Source organism: Magnetospirillum fulvum MGU-K5 (assembly GCF_000442515.1).
In the GTDB taxonomy this organism is placed as follows: Bacteria; Pseudomonadota; Alphaproteobacteria; order Rhodospirillales; family Magnetospirillaceae; genus Phaeospirillum; species Phaeospirillum fulvum_B.
The window spans coordinates 1-19,164 of sequence record NZ_AQPH01000011.1 but is presented as its reverse complement, the minus strand read 5'-3'; the positions used below and the strand labels follow the sequence as shown (position 1 = coordinate 19,164).

General features: G+C 65.2%; 19 protein-coding genes and 1 tRNA gene. 8 read left to right on the top strand and 12 right to left on the bottom strand.

Features of this window, described 5'->3' with window-relative positions:
* Positions 1-49: 49 nt before the first annotated feature.
* From K678_RS04720 to K678_RS04680, 9 genes are all read right to left on the bottom strand, one after another.
* Positions 50-871: a CheR family methyltransferase gene (locus K678_RS04720; RefSeq protein WP_021131315.1), complete on the bottom strand. Its 822-nt coding sequence runs from the start codon at positions 869-871 to the stop codon at positions 50-52.
* A gap of 4 nt (positions 872-875) precedes the next feature.
* The gene (locus K678_RS04715) at positions 876-1,982 is read right to left on the bottom strand and encodes a protein-glutamate methylesterase/protein-glutamine glutaminase (protein ID WP_021131314.1); all 1,107 of its coding nucleotides are present in this window, start codon (positions 1,980-1,982) and stop codon (positions 876-878) included.
* A 68-nt stretch (positions 1,983-2,050) separates the two neighbouring features.
* Positions 2,051-2,416 carry a response regulator gene (locus K678_RS04710; RefSeq protein WP_021131313.1) on the bottom strand — a complete coding sequence of 122 codons (366 nt, stop codon included), beginning with the start codon at positions 2,414-2,416 and terminating at the stop codon, positions 2,051-2,053.
* Positions 2,417-2,515: 99 nt separating this feature from the next.
* Positions 2,516-3,004, bottom strand: a complete 489-nt coding sequence (locus tag K678_RS04705; RefSeq protein ID WP_021131312.1) for a chemotaxis protein CheW — start codon at positions 3,002-3,004, stop codon at positions 2,516-2,518.
* On the bottom strand, positions 3,001-5,691 hold the full coding sequence (locus tag K678_RS04700) for a hybrid sensor histidine kinase/response regulator (protein ID WP_021131311.1): 2,691 nt from the start codon (positions 5,689-5,691) through the stop codon (positions 3,001-3,003). The genes K678_RS04705 and K678_RS04700 overlap by 4 nt, the downstream gene beginning before the upstream one ends.
* Positions 5,692-5,876: 185 nt before the next feature.
* Complete coding sequence (locus tag K678_RS17570) at positions 5,877-6,494, bottom strand: histidine phosphotransferase family protein (protein WP_021131310.1); 618 nt, start codon at positions 6,492-6,494, stop codon at positions 5,877-5,879.
* A gap of 14 nt (positions 6,495-6,508) precedes the next feature.
* Entirely contained in the window at positions 6,509-7,834 is a 1,326-nt protein-coding gene (locus K678_RS04690; RefSeq protein WP_039852064.1) for a class I SAM-dependent RNA methyltransferase, read from the bottom strand.
* A complete protein-coding gene (locus K678_RS04685) occupies positions 7,831-8,178 on the bottom strand; it encodes an STAS domain-containing protein (protein WP_021131308.1) in 348 nt (115 codons plus the stop codon). Before K678_RS04685 ends, K678_RS04690 begins: the two co-directional genes overlap by 4 nt.
* Positions 8,175-9,857, bottom strand: a complete 1,683-nt coding sequence (locus K678_RS04680) for an ATP-binding SpoIIE family protein phosphatase (RefSeq protein ID WP_021131307.1) — start codon at positions 9,855-9,857, stop codon at positions 8,175-8,177. Before K678_RS04680 ends, K678_RS04685 begins: the two co-directional genes overlap by 4 nt.
* A gap of 142 nt (positions 9,858-9,999) precedes the next feature.
* Here K678_RS04680 and trpB point away from each other — a divergent pair, with 142 nt between their 5' ends.
* From trpB to K678_RS04660, 4 genes are read left to right on the top strand one after another with little or no spacing between them, the layout of a single operon-like run.
* The gene (trpB, locus tag K678_RS04675) at positions 10,000-11,223 is read left to right on the top strand and encodes a tryptophan synthase subunit beta (protein WP_039852063.1); all 1,224 of its coding nucleotides are present in this window, start codon (positions 10,000-10,002) and stop codon (positions 11,221-11,223) included.
* Positions 11,223-12,032: a tryptophan synthase subunit alpha gene (gene trpA, locus K678_RS04670; protein ID WP_021131305.1), complete on the top strand. Its 810-nt coding sequence runs from the start codon at positions 11,223-11,225 to the stop codon at positions 12,030-12,032. The genes trpB and trpA overlap by 1 nt, the downstream gene beginning before the upstream one ends.
* 23 nt (positions 12,033-12,055) lie before the next feature.
* Complete coding sequence (gene accD, locus K678_RS04665; protein WP_021131304.1) at positions 12,056-12,967, top strand: acetyl-CoA carboxylase, carboxyltransferase subunit beta; 912 nt, start codon at positions 12,056-12,058, stop codon at positions 12,965-12,967.
* Complete coding sequence (locus tag K678_RS04660; protein ID WP_021131303.1) at positions 12,964-14,274, top strand: bifunctional folylpolyglutamate synthase/dihydrofolate synthase; 1,311 nt, start codon at positions 12,964-12,966, stop codon at positions 14,272-14,274. The genes accD and K678_RS04660 overlap by 4 nt, the downstream gene beginning before the upstream one ends.
* A 43-nt stretch (positions 14,275-14,317) precedes the next feature.
* Here K678_RS04660 and K678_RS04655 read toward each other — a convergent pair whose 3' ends face one another.
* From K678_RS04655 to K678_RS04645, 3 genes are all read right to left on the bottom strand, one after another.
* Positions 14,318-14,512: a hypothetical protein gene (locus K678_RS04655; RefSeq protein WP_039852062.1), complete on the bottom strand. Its 195-nt coding sequence runs from the start codon at positions 14,510-14,512 to the stop codon at positions 14,318-14,320.
* Positions 14,513-14,967: 455 nt separating this feature from the next.
* A tRNA-Leu gene (locus tag K678_RS04650) sits at positions 14,968-15,051 on the bottom strand.
* Between the two features lie 70 nt (positions 15,052-15,121).
* A complete protein-coding gene (locus tag K678_RS04645) occupies positions 15,122-15,742 on the bottom strand; it encodes a glutathione S-transferase family protein (protein ID WP_039852060.1) in 621 nt (206 codons plus the stop codon).
* A 126-nt stretch (positions 15,743-15,868) separates the two neighbouring features.
* Between K678_RS04645 and K678_RS04640 the strand changes: the two genes are divergently transcribed.
* The 4 genes from K678_RS04640 to K678_RS04625 all read left to right on the top strand — a co-directional run.
* Complete coding sequence (locus tag K678_RS04640) at positions 15,869-17,284, top strand: leucyl aminopeptidase family protein (protein ID WP_021131301.1); 1,416 nt, start codon at positions 15,869-15,871, stop codon at positions 17,282-17,284.
* Positions 17,285-17,395: 111 nt separating this feature from the next.
* Positions 17,396-17,776, top strand: coding sequence for a MarR family transcriptional regulator (locus K678_RS04635; protein WP_039852068.1), 381 nt, complete (start codon positions 17,396-17,398; stop codon positions 17,774-17,776).
* Position 17,777: 1 nt separating this feature from the next.
* Entirely contained in the window at positions 17,778-18,809 is a 1,032-nt protein-coding gene (locus tag K678_RS04630; RefSeq protein WP_021131299.1) for a hypothetical protein, read from the top strand.
* Between the two features lie 133 nt (positions 18,810-18,942).
* On the top strand, positions 18,943-19,164 hold a 222-nt coding region (locus K678_RS04625; RefSeq protein ID WP_021131298.1), incomplete at its 3' end, for an electron transfer flavoprotein subunit beta/FixA family protein.

Sequence of the window (19,164 nt, the reverse complement as noted above, 5' to 3'; positions counted from 1 at the left end):
CCTGTGTTCGTCACGGTGTCGGCCAGCGCCTAAACCGCGACAGCGGGGCTTATTTGCCCTGGCCGCGAGTGGTGGCGTAAACGCCGCGCTGCTCCGGCACCGGCTTGAACTTGTCGGAAATGCCCAGCACGGTCTCGGCCCCGCCGAGATACAGGAAGCCGTCGTCAGCCATCACCCGGTCGATATTGTCGAGCACCCGGGTCTTGGTCGGCTGATCGAAATAGATCAGCACGTTGCGACAAAACACCACGTCGAACTGACCGAGCGGCTTCAGATCGTGGAGCAGATTGTATTCGCGGAACTGCACCATCGCCCGGATCGCCGGGTCGATCTGCCACATATCGTTGGCTTTTTTGAAGTACTTGACCAGAAGCTGGATCGGCAGACCGCGCTGGACCTCGAACTGGGAATACAACCCGGCCTTGGCCTTCTCCAGCATCTCGTTCGACAGATCGGTGCCGACGATTTCGATCTTCCACCCCGCCAGCCGGGCACCCTCTTCCTTCAGGATCATCGCCAGACTATAGGCTTCCTGACCCGACGAGCAGGCCGCCGACCAGATGCGGAAGGATTTGCGGGCCGCCCGCGCCTCCAGCATCTTGGGCAGAACCATGGTGCGGAATTGTTCGAACGGCTTGATGTCGCGGAAAAAGAACGATTCGTTGGTGGTCATCGCCTCGGTGATCTCGCGCAGGAGGTCCTCTCCCGCCGAGCGAAGCCCGCTCATCAGCTCGTCCAGACCTTTCAGGCCGCGCTTGCGCGCCACCGGGGTCAGACGGCTTTCCAGCAGATAGGATTTGTCGGGCGTGATGATCAGACCCGACCGATCCTTCAGCAATTTGGCGACGTAATCGAATTCATCGGGCCGCATCGTTCTAGCGCCTCGCCGCCTGCTTCATGATCCACGGAGCGATTTCGGGCAAAGGCAGCACCGCCGAGCATACGCCCGCCGTCGCCACCGCACCCGGCATCCCCCACACCACCGAACTGGGCTCGTCCTGAGCGATCACCGTACCGCCCGAGGCCACCACCGCCTGTCCGCCCTTCAACCCATCCGATCCCATACCGGTCAGGATGCAGGTCATCACCCGCCGCCCATAGGCCGCGGCGATGCTGCGCAGCATCGGATCGACCGAGGGCCGACAGAAATTCTCGGGCGGGTTCTTGTTCAACCGCACGATCTTTTCGGTGCCCCGGACCTCGACCACCATGTGGAAGTCGCCCGGCGCGATATAGACCCGGCCCGACCGCACCGCTTCGCCGTCCTGGCCCTCGCGCGCCTCCCACCCCGACACGCGCGAGATATGCTCGGCCAGGATCGTGGTGAAGGTTGCGGGCATGTGCTGGGTAATCAGGATCGGCTGGGTCACCGTTCCGGCGCGCATCGCGCCCAGCAAGGTGAACAAAGCCTGCGGCCCGCCGGTCGAGGAGCCGATCGCGATCACGTCAAAGGATTCGACCGGGGCGGTCCGCAACGTCACCGTGGACGAGGGATGCAGCGGCACCCGAGCCGGAGCCATCGCCACAGCCGGACGCGGTGCCGTCGCCGCGCCGGTGGCGGCGGGACGGGGCGGACGGTTGGCATTGCGCCGACGCGCCTGACCCAGCGCCCGGATCTTGCCCAACAATTCGGACCGGAAATCGACGCCCCCCGCCAATTCGCGGGTCGCGGTCGGCTTGGCGATGTAATCGGCCGCGCCCATCTCCAGCGCCCGGAGCGAGACGCTGGCCCCCTTCATCGTCAGGGTCGATTGCATGATGATCTTGAGGCCGGGATCGGCCTGAAGCAGCTTGGGCAGCGCGGTCAGGCCGTCCATCACCGGCATTTCGATATCGAGCAGCACGACATCGACGGAAACGCGCTCCAGCGTCGACAGGGCCATTTGACCATTGCCGACCGAGGCGGCGATTTCGATATCCGGCTCGGATTCCAAAATCCGGGTCACCAGACCGCGCACCACCGCCGAATCGTCAACCAGCATCACCCGGATCGGGTCTGCGGCAGAAGCGGCATTGGGGGGGACGGGGGCATCGCGTTGCTGCCAGCGGCCTAGAGAAGACCGACCTGAGAGAATTTCGCCTGAAGAATCTCGCTGTCGAATGGCTTCATGATGTATTCGTTCGCCCCTGCGGTGATCGCTTCCTGGATATGTTCTATATCGTTTTCGGTGGTGCAGAACACGACCACCGGATGATCTCCGCCGGGCAATTTTCTGAGTTCACGCAGAAAATCGATCCCGTTCATCACCGGCATGTTCCAATCGAGCAGCACGGCATCGGGCATTGCGCGTTTGCAGGCTTCGAGCGCCACCAGACCGTCCTCGGCCTCTTCGGTGGAGAAGCTCATCTCGTGCAGGATTTTCCGGGCCACCATGCGGATGACCTTGGAATCATCGACGATCAGACAGGACTTCATGCCCAAGCTTTCCTCCGATGGCGAACCACGCCCCTGATCCGCGGACCGGGTTGTCACGATGGTCACACGAACGCGTCATTACGGGCGACAATGCCCGATTTATTCGTTGCGGGTAAAGTCCAGCAGCTTGGCGACGTCGAGCACCACCAGCAGCTTATCCTCCAACCGATAAATTCCGATCGAGAATTCGCGCCAGTGCAGATCAAGCGTCGGCGGATTGCGTTCGAACTTCGCCGCTGGCAACGATAAAACCTCGCCAACCGAATCGACCATCAACGAGTACAGTTCGCCGCCCATATCGACGACGACGCTCATGCCCTTCTTGTCCTCGACCCGTTTGGGGAGGCCAAGGCGGAGACGAACGTCGATCGCGGTGACGATCCGGCCACGCAGATTGAGGCTGCCCGCGATCTCGCGCGGAGCGAGCGGAATGCGGGTGATCTTCTGTGCCCCCAGAACATCTTGCACCGTCAGCACCGGAATGCCGAACAGTTGCCCCTCGATGAACATGGTGACGAAATCCTGGGTCTCGGGAGCAACGAGATCCGTGGAGGGGCGTTTCCCCGTGGGAACGATCTGCTGGGTCATGCGGCACCTTTGGCGGTGGCGATGGTCGAGGCCAGAGACTGCAACAGGGCATCGCGATCGAATTTAGCGATGTAGTCGTTGAAGCCGACCTGCCGTCCCCGTTCGAAATCCTTTTCGGTCGCGTGCGACGACAACGCCACCAGCGGCACCTGAGCCCAGCGTGGGTCGGAGCGCACCGCGTCGGCGAAGTCGAACCCGCTCATCCCCGGCATCTCGATGTCGCTGATGATCGCGTCGAACTCGTTGCCCTGCTCGCGCAGCGCCAAGGCCCGGTCGGCCCCATCGACCGCGATCACTTCGTACCCGGCGACCGACAGCAGCGGGGTCAGCAGATTGCGGAAGAACGGCGAGTCGTCGACCAGCAGGATGCGGGGCTGATGAACGTCCAGCGTCCCGAATTCCTTGTCGTTGCGGCCGAACCAGTCGCCGAAAGCCTGGGGCAGGTAATAGCCGGCATCGATGATCGTCGTCGCCTTGCCCGCGATCACCGCGGTACCGATAATCCCGGTCGATCCGGCGCTGAGTTCGACCTTGAGCCGGTCCTCGACGATATCGACGATTTCGTCGACCACCAGCCCCATCGTGTGCTCGCGGTCCGAGAAGACCAGCACCGGCTGGCGTCCCTCGTCGCGGAAGCTGGTCGAGCCGTCGATCGAGACCAGCGGCATCAACTGGCCGCGATACTGGACCATCGGCTTGCCGTGGCTGTGCTCGATATCCTTGACGTCGAGCTCTTCAAGACGGGCGACCAGAGCCAGCGGCACCGCCTTGAGATCGTCGCCACCGGCGCGGAACACCAGCAGAGAGGTCTTCGCATCGGCGTGGGCTTCGCGCGGCACCTGGGCCTCGGCGGTCTGAGCGTTGGTGACCATCCCGGACTCGCCGGTCGCGCTGCCCGCGATACCGTTGGGGTCGAGGATCATGATCACCGAGCCGTCGCCCAGGATGGTATTGCCCGAGAACATCGTGATGTTGCGCAGGATCGGCGCCACCGGCTTGACGACGATTTCTTCGGTATCGAACACCCGGTCGACGATGATGCCGAAGGTGTAGGTGCCGACCTGGGTGACGACGATAAAGGTCTCCTGCCGCTCCTCGGTATCGTCGGCGAGGCGCAGCAGGCGCTTCAGCGACACCAGCGGCAACAGCCGGTCGCGCAGCCGGAGAACCGGCGCGCTGTTGATCATCTCGATCCCGTGCTCGGAATTGGCGGTGACCCGGACCAGTTCCAGCACGCTGATCTGCGGGATCGCAAAGCGTTCGACCGCGCATTCGACGATCAGGGCGGACACGATCGCCAGCGTCAGCGGAATTTTGATGATGAAGGTCGAGCCCTTGCCGGGCTGGCTCTTCAATTCGACGGTGCCGCCGATCCGCTCGATATTGGTGCGGACGACGTCCATGCCGACGCCACGGCCCGACACGCTGGTGACCTTTTCAGCGGTCGAGAACCCGGCCTTGAAGATGTACTGATAAATCTGCTGGGACGTCATCGTCTCCAGCTCGGACTCGGTGGCCAGCCCGTTCTGCACCGCCTTCTGCTTGATGCGGTCAAGGTTCAGGCCGCGTCCATCGTCGGAAATCTCGATGATGATGTGGCCGCCCTCGTGGAAGGCGTTCAGCACGATCTTGCCGACCTCGGACTTACCGTTCCGCTTGCGCTCGTCCGGACCTTCCAGCCCGTGATCGGCGGAGTTGCGGACCATGTGGGTCAGCGGGTCCTTGATCAGTTCCAGAACCTGACGGTCGAGTTCGGTTTCGGCCCCCAGCATCTGGAGGTCGATCTTCTTGTTCATTTCAACGGCAAGATCGCGAACGATACGGGGCAGCTTGGCCCAGGCATTGCCGATCGGCTGCATCCTGGTCTTCATCACCCCTTCCTGAAGGTCGGTGGTGATGTGAGACAGACGCTGCAACGGGGTGGCGAATTCGCTGTCGTCCTTGCCGCGCACCATCTGGAGCAGCTGGTTGCGGGTCAGCACCAGCTCGGACACCAGGGTCATCAGGTTTTCAAGCAGGTCGACGTTGACGCGGATGGTCTGGGCGGCGACGGCGGATTCCTTGGCCTCGCCCAGCGGCACCGGCGCGGCGGCGGCCGGTTGCACCGCGGTCGCGGGCAGATTGGCATGAACCGGCTCGGGCTCGTGCACCGGCTCGGGATGATGGACCGGGGGAGGCGGCGGCGGGGCGGCGGCAACAACCGGCTCGGGCTCCGGCTCCGGCGCGGCCTCGAACACGGGTTCGGGCGCAGGCGGCGGAGGAGGAGGAGGCGGCGGCGGAGCGGAAGCAGCGGCAGCCGGGGACGACGACCGGCCTTCCGCCATGTCGTTCAACCGGGCGATCAGGGCGCTGTCATCGCCTTCGGGTTCGACTTCGTTCTGTTCGAGATGCGACAGGATCGACTTGATGCAATCAATCGATTGCAGGATCAACGTCACCGCATCGGGGGTGACTTCCAACTCGCCATCGCGGAATTTGCCCAGCACGTTTTCGCCGGCATGGGCGACGTGTTCGAGGCGGGGCAAGCCGAGAAAGCCACAGGTCCCCTTGATCGTATGAACCAACCGGAAGATGTTGCCGAGGATCTTGGGATCGTTCGGATTCTGTTCCAAGGTCACCAGGGCGACATCGAGTACGGAAAGGCTTTCCGATGTCTCGGTCAGGAATTCGCTGAGGAGATCATCCATGGTCGACTCCAGTTGGGTCCTCGCGGGCACTGGCCTCAAGGGCACCGAATCCTCCCGCCTCCCGGATGGAATCGCGAAAGGCAGCTCGGATTAGTCATAACACGGTCGGGATGGCTCTGGAAGAACCGTCTCGACCCACTGACGACAATAAAACCGTTTGCGCAACGAAGTCGACAGCGGCGGTTTCATGTCCTTATCCATCCGCCATCGACCTGATCCTCAACAACGATGGCAGTATCGGCCCTCGCTGCCAGTCTCGATACCCAACACGCCACTGCGGCACGCGGTCCAAAAACCTGAACCGTCCCGCCCAGGGCTGCCCGACTGTCCGGTTCGAGCCGGGCCGACGGGCCGTGAAACCCAACCGCCACACCGCACCGACCGGCGACAGGAGCCGCCGAAACCTCGACCGAGACCCGTCCGCCGCGCGGCAGGGACTCTTTGGCCACCACGACCAGCGACAGCAACAACCGCCCCATTTCGCCCGTCAGCTCCGGCCGGTCCGATTGCCAGACCAGATCGAAGCGGGCGGCAGACGACGCCCCTGCATCGAGATAGCAGCGGGCCAGTCCGCGCAACTCTCCTTCGGGCCGAACGCCCCCTGCCGTCCCCAGCGCCGCCCGTAACAGGCGAAGACGGGAAACCGCATCGGCGGCGGTCGACGCCACCAGACGAGCCGTTTCCGGGTCGGGATCCTCGCCGAGCAATTCCGCGCCCGACGCCACCGCCCCCAAAGGACCGGCCAGATCGTGACAGAGCCGGGCACACAATGCTTCGGCCAGATCGAGATCGTTTCCGTCCACCCGCCCCTCACCGATCAGCGACGAAGTATCGCTACAGCCTCAAGATGGGCAGACCAAGGGAACTGGTCAATAGGCATAATCTGGATTAACGTCCATCCGCCATCAATCAGCACGCGCAGATCGCGCGCCAGCGTCGCCGGATTGCACGAAACCATCGCCGCCAGCCCCGGTCCCTTGCGGGGATCGACACAGCGGGCCAGTTCGGCGACCTGAGCCGCCGCCCCGGCGCGGGGCGGATCGAGCACCACGGCGCGGTACGGTGCCAGTTCGCTCGGACTGAGCGGACGGCGGGCGAGATCGCGGATTTCGGTGGTTACCGCCAGACCGGCGGCCCGCGCCGCCGCCCCCAGCGCCTCCAGCGGGGCGGCTTCGCCCTCGACGGCATGAACCGCCCCCAGCCGCACCAGCGGCAGGGTGAAACTACCGCACCCGGCATACAGATCGGCGACCGGCCCACCGACCTCGGTCAAGGCCGCAACCACCCGGTCGGCGATGGCGCGCTCGCCCTCGGGGCTGGGTTGCAGGAACGCGCCCGGCGGCGGTTCGACCGCCACGCCCCCAAAGCGGACCAAGGCGGGACGGCGGCGGGCAATCGGCTCGGCAAAGCCGGTGCCGGGCCGACGCCAGTGCAGCCGGGCCAGATCGGCGGTTTCGGCAAAACGGGCCAGCGTTTCGCGCCCGAACAGGTCCAGTTGGGCCTCGCCCTCGATCAGCAGATCGGGGCCGCCCTCGGTCAAGGTCACGGTGGCGTCGCCGCTGCCGGTCTTGACCATCCCGCCCAGCATCTGCCGCAACGGTTCGAGCAGCGCCACCAGCGCCGGATCGAGCAACGGACAGGTTTCCAGATCGATGACCGCATGGCTGGCGCGGGCGTTGAAGCCGACAGTCGCCTCGCCGCGGCGCACGCTCCAGGCGAACACGGCACGGCGCCGGGTGCCGGGCGGCACCGACACCAGCGGGGCCAGGGTTTCGTCGCCAATTCCGGCACGGGCCAGATGCAGCGACAGCAGCCCGGACTTCCACGCCGCATGTGCCTCCGGGTCGAGATGCTGAAGGGCGCAGCCGCCACAGCGTCCGAAATGCGGACAGGCGGGATCGGCCCGGCCCGGCCCGGCGCTTTGCACCTCGACCAGGGCGGCAGTCAGTCCGTCGCCGCGCCGCCCTTCGATCCGGGCCAGGACGCGATCGCCCGCGACGGTAAAGGGCACGAACACGACATTACCTTCGAACCGGGCGACACCGTCGCCCTGGGCACCGACCTGTTCGATCTCCAGTTCGACCAGACGGGGCGACACTTGCCGTTTGGCGGGGGCACGGGGACGGCGGGCGGGTTTTCTCAAGACAAGGGTTCTCCGGGAGAAGCGGCGGCAAGCGGCTCGACGCTGTCGACGATCGTGAATACGCGGTCCAGACGGGCCAGACGCAGCACGCGCAGGACCGGCTCGCTGGGGGCCGCCAGAAGAAAACGGGTGCCGTTGTCGCGCGCGCCCTGATAGGCCTCGACCAGCCCGGCGATCCCCGAACTATCGATATAACCGACTCCGGACAAATCGACCACGATGTCGCGCCGTTCGAAGGTCCGTTCCAGCAATTCCTTGCGCAAAGCCGGGCTGCATCGAAGATCGACGTCGCCCTCCAGGGCCACCACGGCCAGTTCGTTGCACAAGGTGGAGGTGATGTTCATGGCACACCGTTCCGCTTGACCATTTCCAACAGATTGCCGATCCCCGGCGGCGGCGGACGGAACCCGACCGTATCCATCACCGACCGCATCAGATGGGTCCCCAATCCGCCCGGACGCACTTCGTCCAATGGGCGAGACACCAGTTTAGCCGGATCGACCGGCGGCGCGAAATCCATCAATCGAATCACAATGTCGCTTTCTTCGCGGGCGACGTGCAAAACGATATCACCCTCGCCTCCCTTGTAGGCATGACGGATGATGTTCTGGCAAGCCTCGTCGACCGCCAGCACGCAATCCGCCGCCACCTCGGCGCTTGCCCCCAGACCGGCCAGGGTCTCGGCGACGGCGGCGCGGATCGTCGCCAACGCCTCGGGCCGGGCGGGAAACAGACGCTGCACCGCCGGAACGGGGGGACGGAGGCGATCCTCGACCACCATCAGGGTAACGTCGTCCTCCAGGCTGACCGCGCCACCCAGCGCGTGCAGCACCGTCTCCAACCGCTCCGCCGCGTCCATCGCGGCAAAGGCGGCCAACAGCCCCAGCACACCATCGGCCCCCAGCATCACCCCGCCGACCAGACCGCGCGCCTCGGTCAGCCCGTCGGTGAACAGGTACAGGGCACCGCCATCGAGATCGACCACGGTCTCGGGCACGCCGTCGTCGAACAAGCGGGGATCGATCCCCAGCGGCGGCACCCCCTCGGTGATCTCGACGAAGCGGCCCTGATGAACCAGCACCGGCGGCTCGTGCCCGGCATTGGCCAGCACCACCCGGCCCCGGGCGGGGTCGAGCAAACCGGCGATCATCGTGACAAAGGTCCCGGCCAGCCGGGTCTCGTGCAATTCCGCCTCGATCGCCGCCAACACCCGGCCGGGACCATCCTCGCGCTTGACCAGACAGCGGAACAGGCTCGCGGTGCGGGCCATCAGCAACGCCGCCTTCATCCCCTTGCCCGCGACATCGCCGATGGCAAAGGCGATCCGCCCGTCGGACAGGGGCACGATCTCGTAAAAATCGCCCGACACCCGGCGAGCAGCCCGATTGAGTCCGTGCACCGGCGAGTCCACGCCCTGGGGTGGCGGCAGCATCGCCCGCTGAATCTCGGCGGCAAGGTCAAGATCGCGCTGCATCGCTTCCTGCTCGGCCAGCCCGGCCAGCAGACGGGCATTGATCATCGCCAGCGCCGCCGAGGCGGCCAGCGCCTGCAACAGCCCCAGATCGGCATCGGAAAAGGGAGCGCCGCCCTGCTTGTTGAACAGTTCGATCGCCCCCAACCGTTCCGGCCCCGCCGCCAGCGGCGCGCACAGAATCGACCGGGTCACGAAGCCGGTGGCGTCATCGACCCTGGGCGCGAAATCGGGATCGCGGCCGGTATCGGCCACCCGTTGCGGGCTGTTGGTTTCGATTGTGCGCCAGACGATGCCGGTGCCGGGGGCGAGGCGCAGCCCGGTGACATCGACCGGCCCGACCGCAGCACGACAGCGAAGCGCGCCATCGGGCTCAAGCAAAAACAGCGATCCGGCCTCGGCTTCCAGCCGCTCGACGGCGCGGATCAGGGCAAGCCGCAAGGTCGTCTCGACATCCTGCGAGCGGGCGAAAGCGGCCATCATCTCGGCGATCAGGTCGAGATGGCGGGACGGGCCGTCCGCGATGGTTCCCGGCGGGTCTGGCGGTATCATCGCTCCATCATGCCGCGACCGGGACGAACCGGCGAAGAGGCTTCTGTACATCGGGCGCAGAAAAGCCCACAAAACCACTCCCCAGGTGGGGGGACTTCGTGCTTTATTGCACCCTTTCACCGCCCAGGCCCATGGGAAACTGATGCAGAGCTTGAACACCTACCGCGCCGGACCGGACGAGCGTGGTCATTTCGGCATTTTCGGCGGACGTTATGTCGCCGAAACGCTGATGCCGCTGATCCTCGACGTCGAACGCTCCTATGCCGCCGCCAAGGCCGACCCGGCCTTCGAGGCGGAGTTCCGCCAGTTGCTGTCCCAGTATGTCGGACGCCCCAACCCGCTTTATCATGCCAAACGGCTGACCGAAGCATTCGGCGGCGCCAAGATCTTCCTGAAGCGCGAGGATCTGAACCATACCGGCGCGCACAAGATCAATAACTGTATCGGCCAGATCCTGCTGGCGCGGCGGATGGGCAAGAAGCGGATCATCGCCGAGACCGGCGCCGGTCAGCATGGTGTCGCCACCGCCACCGTTTGCGCCCTGTTCGGGATGGACTGCGTCATCTATATGGGCGCGACCGACATCGAGCGGCAGCAGCCCAACGTCTACCGCATGAAGCTGCTGGGGGCCGAAGTCCGCCCGGTGCAGTCCGGCGCGGCGACGCTGAAGGACGCGATGAACGACGCCCTGCGCGATTGGGTCACCAACGTCCACGACACTTATTATCTGATCGGCACGGTGGCCGGTCCGCATCCCTATCCGGCGATGGTCCGTGACTTCCAGTCGGTGATCGGCGATGAAGTCCGCGCCCAGATCCTGGCTCAGGAAGGACGGCTGCCGGATTCGCTGGTCGCCTGCATCGGCGGCGGCTCGAACGCGATGGGGCTGTTCCACCCCTTCCTCGACGAAGCGACCGTGCGGATCATCGGCGTCGAAGCCGCCGGTCACGGTCTCGACAAGGCCCACGCCGCCAGCCTGAGCGGCGGCCGCCCCGGCGTGTTGCACGGCAACCGCACCTATCTGCTTCAGGACAATGACGGCCAGATCGCCGAGGCCCATTCGATTTCGGCCGGTCTCGATTATCCCGGCATCGGCCCGGAACATGCGTGGCTGCATGAAACCGGCCGGGTCGAGTATGTCTCGGTCACCGATACCGAGGCGGTCGAGGCGTTCCAGCGCTGCACCCGGCTGGAAGGGATCATCCCGGCGCTGGAATCCAGCCACGCCATCGCCTATGCCAGCAAGATCGCCGCCAAACTGCCCGCCGATCATCTGATGGTCGTCTGCCTGTCCGGGCGCGGCGACAAGGACGTCGCCACCATCGCCCGCGCGCTGGGTGACATCCATCTGGGGGGATTGGTGTGATGAGCCGTATCGAGAAACGTTTCCAGGATCTGAAGGCAGAGGGCCGCGCCGCCCTGGTCACCTTCATCACCGCGGGCGATCCCGACATTGCTACCAGCCAGAGCATCCTGGACCGGCTGCCCGCCGCCGGGGCCGATCTGATCGAACTGGGGATGCCCTTCACCGATCCGATGGCTGACGGCCCGTCGATCCAGCTGGCGGCGCAACGGGCGCTGGCCGCCGGGGCGTCGTTGGCCGCCACCCTTGAGATGGTCGCCGCTTTCCGCAAAACCGACAACAGCACCCCGATCGTGCTGATGGGGTATTACAACCCGATCCACACCTGGGGCGCCGAGCGCTTTGCCGCCGATGCGGCGCGGGCCGGGGTCGATGGGCTGATCATCGTCGATCTGCCGCCCGAGGAAGCCGACGAACTGGTGCCGCATCTGCGCGCGGTCGGGCTCGACTTCATCGTTCTGACCACGCCGACCACCGACGATGTCCGGCTGCCCGCCGTGCTCGCCAATGCGTCTGGCTTCGTTTATTACGTCTCGATCGCGGGCGTCACCGGCACGGCTTCGGCCTCGGAAAGCGCCATCGAAGAGGCGGTGAGCCGCATCCGCCGCCACACCAACCTTCCGGTCTGCGTCGGCTTTGGCATCCGCACGCCCGCCCAGGCCGCCGGGGTCGCCCGGCTGGCCGAAGGCGCGGTGGTCGGATCGGCCATCGTCCAGGCGATCGCCGACACGATCGGAACTCCCGCAACGGTCACCGCGCCGCTGGCGCTGGTCGAGGAACTTGCCGCCGGCGTCCGCGCCGCACGGCGGTAACGCACTAGAGAAGGGCCCTGTCGATGAACTGGCTGACCAACTTCGTCCGCCCCAAATTCCAGCGGCTGGTCGCGCCGCGCGAAGTGCCGGAAAATTTGTGGCACCGCTGCACCATCTGCGGCCACATGGTGTTCCACCGCGATCTCGAGGCGGCGCTGAATGTGTGCCCGCATTGCGGCCACCATCTGCGCCTCAAGGTCAAGGCGCGGCTTCAGATGCTGTTCGACGACGGCTTGTACCAGCGCATCGAGCTGCCCAAGGTCGCCGACGATCCTTTGAAGTTCAAGGATCAGAAGAAGTATATCGACCGTCTCAAGGACGCCCGGACCAAGACCGGGGAGACCGATGCGATCATCGTTGCGCATGGCCGGATGGGCGGTCAGGCGGTGGTGGTTGCCGGGTTCAATTTCGACTTCCAGGGCGGATCGATGGGCGTTGCCGTCGGCGAGGGTCTGGTGGCCGCCGCTGAACTGGCGGTGGTCCAGGACGCCGCGCTGATCGTGATCCCCGCCTCGGGCGGGGCGCGAATGCAGGAAGGCATTCTGTCGCTGATGCAGATGGCCCGTTCGACCGTCGCGGTCGATAAGGTCAAGGAAAAGCGGCTGCCCTACATCGTGCTGCTGACCGATCCCACCACCGGCGGCGTCTCGGCCAGCTTTGCGATGCTGGGCGATATCGCCATTGCCGAACCGGGTGCGGTGATCGGCTTTGCCGGTGCCCGCGTGATCGAAACCACCATCCGCGAGAAGCTGCCCGAAGGCTTCCAGAAGGCGGAATACCTGCTGGAACACGGCATGGTCGACATGGTGGTGCCCAGGCGCGATCTGCGCGACACCATGATCCGGGTGGTCTCGCTGTTGCGCAACCGCAGCCCGGCCGCGCCGGTGGTCCCGCTGCCGATCGACGCTCCCGACCCCGAGGTCGCCGGAGCGTGATTTCGGCGGTCCTCGACCGCCTCGGCCGCCTGCACCCCTCGGTGATCGATCTTTCGCTCGACCGGGTGCGGCGGCTGCTGGCGGTGGTGGGCGATCCCCACCGCCACCTGCCCCCGGTCGTTCACGTTGCCGGAACCAACGGCAAGGGATCGACCATCGCCACCCTGCGCGCCCTGGCCGAAGCGGCCGGGCGGCGGGTGCATGTCTATACCTCGCCGCATCTGGTCCGCTTTGCCGAGCGCATCCGAATCGCCGGAGCCCTGCCCGACGACAGGATTCTGGAGGCTTTGCTCGAAGAGGTCGAAGCCGCCAATGCCGAAGGCAGCATCACCTTTTTCGAAGCGACCACCATCGCCGCCCTGCTGGCCTTTGCCCGTACTCCGGCCGATCTGTGCCTGCTGGAAACCGGGATGGGCGGGCGGCTGGACGCCACCAACGTCGTCGATCATCCGGCGCTGACAATCATCACCCCGATCGCGCTCGACCACCAAAGCTATCTGGGCGACACCCTGGCCGCGATCGCCGGGGAAAAAGCGGGCATCTTAAAGCCCGGCGTTCCCTGCATCCTGGCCGCGCAGCCCGACGAGGCCCAGACCGTGATCGAGGCGCGTGCCGCCGCGCTGGGGGTTCCGCTGATCGTCGAGGGGCGCGACTTTTCCGCCGAAACCGCCCCGGACGGATCGCTGCTGTATACTAGCCGGTTCGGGTCGATGACGCTGCCCGCCCCCACCTTGCCGGGCGCGTTCCAACGCCAGAACGCCGCCGTGGCGCTGGCTGCCGCCGAGCATCTGGCCCGGACCGCCCAGCCGACACTCCTGCCCGGCTTTGACCGCGACCGCCTCGCCGCCGGGCTGGGCCGGGTAACATGGCCGGCCCGGCTGCAACGCCTAGGCGCCGGGGCCCTGGTCGACCGTCTGCCTGCGGATTGGGACATCTGGCTCGATGGCGGGCACAATCCGCACGCCGCGCTGGCGCTGGCCGCCCACATCGGAACCTGGAACGACCGCCCGCTGGGGGCGGTGATGGGGCTGCTGTCAACCAAGGATGCCGATGGCATCCTCCAGCCGCTTGCCCCCCGCATCGCCCAGTTGCGCACCGTCACCATTCCGGGCGAGCCGCTATCGCTGTCGGCCGAAGACACTCTGGCCGCCGCCCGCCGTGCCGGATTCGATCAGGCCGAAACCGCGATCTCGGTCGCGGCGGCACTGGATGATCTGGCCGCCCGTCTGCCCGGCCCCGCCCGCATCCTGATCTGCGGCTCGCTCTATCTGGCGGGAACCGTGCTGGCCGAAAACGGCGAGGAATAGAGCGCGGAACACGTCAACCGGCCAAGTCTTTGGCCGGTTGGGACTACTTCAGACGACTGCGCTGCAACAGAATGCGGCTGTCGGCGACCGCCTTGCGGCACGCGGCGATGTCGGCATCGAAGTTGGTTCCAGCCTGACGCGCCGAATCCGCTGCCATCTTGGTTGAATCCGCCACCATCTTGGTCGATTCGGCCACCATGTCCTTGGCGTTCTGAATGGCCCCACGAAACCTTGGCATTGGCGGCGCTCCGGTATCCGGCGAGGGAAAATCCCCGCAGGCCCGACATTAAGGCTCCGACGTTGGCGCGGTGAAAATCCACCCGGCACGTAAGCCCATGCCCCGTCCGGCCCCGTTTAAGATCGGGACCGGTCCGGGAACCGGCGGTTCCCGGTGTGTGGAGGCGGCCCTCCCGACAAACCAACGGTTCACATGTCTGTCGATGAGGATACGCCCTTCCGCCCCCGGAAGGGCTTAGAACTTGGTGACGATCACATAAAAAGCGGCAATCACGGCGACAAAGGTCACCCCAAAGACCAAAACGGGAGAGAGCGTCCTTTTGTCTGTCTGATTCCGGTCCCCCTTCGGCAGTCCAAAATGACGATGAAAGCCCATTTTCCCTCCGTTGAATGATGAAACAGGTCCAGTCGGTTGCCTTCACGCTGCTCCGTTCGAGCCAGAACGGAGATAAAAGATGGTGGGGACGGCGGGACTTGAACCCGCAAGGCCGAAGCCGGACGATTTTAAGTCGTCAGTGTTTACCATTTCACCACGTCCCCCACGGGCCGTTGCGGCCTCATCTTTTCGCCTGACGACAAGACTGTCAATCGCCCTGCCGTCCGTGACGACCTAAGACCGGATATCGGCCTTCCATTCGGCCAGAGCGGGCCAGGCCAGAACGGCATCGCGATAGGCGGCGGCGACCGGCCCCAGCGGCAGATGATAGGTGGCAAAGCGGGTCACCACCGGGGCATACATCGCATCGGCGATGGTGAAGCGGCCGAACAGGAACCGACCGCCGCCGCCGAAGCGGGCGCGGCAATCGCTCCACAGCGCATCGATCCGGGCGATTTCGGTCAGCAGTTCGGGAGAAGGATCGGCCAGCGGCGAATCGAGCAGCAAATCCATCGAGCATTGCTGGCGCAGGACGGGGAACCCCGCATGCATCTCGGCCGACACAGAGCGGGCGACGGCGCGGGCAACCGGGTCATCGGGCCACAATCCGGCCTCGGGGAAACGTTCGGCCAGATACTCGCAGATCGCCAGCGAGTCCCAGATCTGCACCCCGTCATCGACCAGCACCGGCACCTTGCCCGCCGCCGACCATTTCAGAATCTCGGCCTTGGTCCCGGGCTGGCGCAGGGCGATCTCGACCTCTTCGAACGGTGCCCCGGTTGCCTTCAGGGCCAGCCAGGGACGCAGCGACCACGACGAAAACCGCTTGGTTCCGACCACCAGGATGAGAGACATGGCTTCGTTCTCCAGATCAAACGTCGGAAAAGACTGTCGCATCGCCCTTTGGCCGCATCCAGCCCTCTTTTCAGCGGGCGACGACTCGGCCATCTTTACAAAGCAGATGGTTGCGGGAGACGCACGGTGACGGAACACCTGATCGAGCTTGGCGCGGATACGAAAACGGTGGCGCTGGTCCCTCTGACCAAGGCGGAGTTGGGGCCATGGCTGGACTCCCACGACTCGGCCCGGGCCTGGGTCGAGTCGGTCGGCTTTACCGCCGAGGCGGGATCGCTGTGCCTGATCCCCGGACCGGACGGACGGCTGGCCGCCGCTCTGGCCGGGCTGGCCGACCCCGAAGACCCGTGGAGCCTGGCCGCCCTGCCCGCCCGGCTGCCGCTTGGTTGCTATCGGCTCGATCCCGAACCCGACAGCACGCGCGCCGCATCATGGGCGGCGTTGGGCTGGACCCTGGCGGGCTATAGCTTCGACCGCTACAAAAACGCCCCGCGCCGCGACGGTCCCGATCTGGTCTGGCCCGCTTTGGCCGATCGTCACTGGGTCTCGTCCTGCGCCGAGGCGACCCGGCTGGTCCGCGATCTGGTCAACCTGCCCGCCGCCGATCTTGGCCCGGCCGAACTGGCCGGGGCGGCCGAAGCCCTGGCGGCACGGTTCGGCGCCAATTGCCGCACCATCGTCGGCGATGGTCTGCTGGCAGAAAATTACCCGGCGATTTACACCGTCGGCCGCGCCGCCTCGACGGCGCGGCGGCCGCGCCTGATCGACCTGACCTGGGGCGATCACACCGCCCCCCGGGTGACCCTGGTCGGCAAAGGCGTCTGCTTCGACAGCGGCGGCCTGGATTTGAAGCCGTCTTCCTCGATGAAGCTGATGAAAAAGGATATGGGCGGTGCCGCCCACGTCCTCGGCCTTGCCCTGATGATCATGGCGGCGAGGCTGCCGGTGCGGCTGCGGGTGCTGATCCCGGCGGTCGAGAACGCGGTCTCGGCCGAGGCGATGCGCCCGCTCGACGTGCTGACCACCCGCAAAGGGCTGACCGTCGAGATCGGCAACACCGACGCCGAGGGGCGGCTGATCCTGGCCGACGCCCTGAGCGAGGCGGCGCAGCAGGCTCCCGAATTGTTGATCGACATCGCCACCCTGACCGGGGCGGCGCGCACCGCGCTGGGTCCCGACCTGCCCGCCTTGTTCTGCAACGATGACAGGCTGGCCGACGAGATTCTGGCCGCCGGACGGGCCGAGGCCGATCCGCTGTGGCGGCTGCCGCTCCACACCCCCTATCGCCGCCTGCTCGACAGCAAGGTTGCCGACATCGCCAGCGTTTCGGACGGCCCCTATGCCGGGGCGATCACCGCGGCCCTGTTCCTCCAGGAATTCGTCGGACCGGACATTGCCTGGGCCCATCTCGACGTGATGGCCTGGAACGGCGCGGCCCGGCCCGGTCGGCCCGAAGGCGGCGAAGCCCTGGCTCTGCGCGCGTTGTTCGCCGTGATCGCCGCCCGGTTTCCCAGGACTGACGGGCCTCTGGTCGCGACCTAGCGACTATTTGTTTTAGTTCCGCCGCAAAGGGGGCAAAATGAAATCGGTCATTGCCGTGTTGAAACGGCTCGGCTAGAATATTTCGTCGTCGCAACGATTACTGGGCCCATGATGAGTGTAGAACTCAAGGCCGTACAGGCTCTTGATCTGTGGCGTGGTGCCATCGTCGAGAGCGTTCGCCGCGACGCCCCGGATCTGTCGGCGCGGCAGATGGCTCTGCTGCTGACCGTTTATCTGATCCCACCGCCGCACACGGTGCGGGGGCTGGCGGCGCATCTCAACGTCTCGAAACCGGCGATCACCCGGGCGCTTGACCGGCTGACCGAATACGGCCTGATCAAGCGCAAGGTCGATGATCACGATCGCCGCTCGGTGCTGATCCAGCGCACCGTCAAGGGATCGGTGTTCTTGCGCGAATTCGGCGACATCATCGCCACCGCGGCCAGTGCGGCCGAAGCCAGCGCGGCCAACCCAAAAGCGGACGCCGTCTGACATGACCGACGACGACGGGCTGAAGCCGATCAATGACAGCGACATGGATTCCCTGTTCGTCCTGCCGCTGTCGATCATCCCGCTCCAGACCCCGGCGTTGCAGGCAGCCCGCCTGATCAAAAACGTCCGACTGCGCAGCGTTGTCGAAATCTTCTCCGACATTCAGACCGGGTCGGGCCAGATCGAGGTCGAGGCCCTGCCCGCGATGTTCAACTGGCCGGCCGATCAGGTCCATCCCGACCTGATGATCCTGCGCCGCCTCGCTTTGCTGCCCAGCTACGATGTCTACTCGCTGCGGATTTCGCTGCGCGAGCACGGGATCATGGTCAACGATTACGCCGCGTTGAAGCTGTCGCCGGAAAAGGCGGCCGAGCTGACCCGCTATATGGTGATGTTCACCCGCCCGCTGATGAAGATGATCTATTCGGGCGAGGACGTGAATTTCGAAAGCTATGACGATCTGTTGCGGCTGTTTCGCGATCCCGACGTCAAGAAGGCCCGCGTCCGCCTCGAATCGATGGCGCAAAGCCTCAATATCGAAGTGTTCGACGTCCCTCGCTTCCTGGAAGATTACGGCGACACCTTCATGTCGCTCAGCTACTTCCGCCACTGCCTCGACCGGCTGGAACCCTATTTCACTGCCTGTGTTCGCGCACTGGCCCCGATCCGCAGCCACTTTCAGTTGAAACAAAACGTCAATTTGATGAAGACCTGCGACATGGTCGAAGAAGTCATCAACTCGATGAGCGCGACCATCACCGGGCGGCTTGAAGTCTTCGAGAAACGCACCCGCGAAATGTGGGAAAATATCAGTCAGGAAGAATTTCGCGCGATCCGCACCATGGTCGAACGCTATCATATTACCATCGGCGCTGCGCTGTGCGGCCTGACGGTTATCATGAGTTCCTTTGCCCGAATGTTCCCCCGCCCCAATTCCGGCGGACCGATCAAGCGGGCCGACTTCATCATGACTGAAATGATCCAGGGGATCGAACTGATCCGAGACGTCGAAAAGCGCTATATGGGCACTTGACCCGCTTTCCTCTGTCGCCTGGGGTGACGTTGACATCGCCACCGCCCGCCTTTATTGTGCATCGCAATACCAATTTCCGCCTGGCGCCACCATATTAAGGGCCGCCCGGCCGGTCTGCGAGGTTGTGTCGAAGATGAAGATCCTGGTCGCGGTCAAACGGGTGGTTGATTACAACGTCAAGGTCCGGGTCAAATCGGACAAGAGCGGGGTCGAGACCGCCAACATCAAATTCAGCATGAATCCGTTTGACGAGATCGCGGTCGAGGAGGCGGTTCGGCTGAAAGAAGCGGGCGTCGCCACCGAGATCGTCGCGGTTTCGGTCGGGCCGCAGACGGCGACCGAGACGTTGCGGACC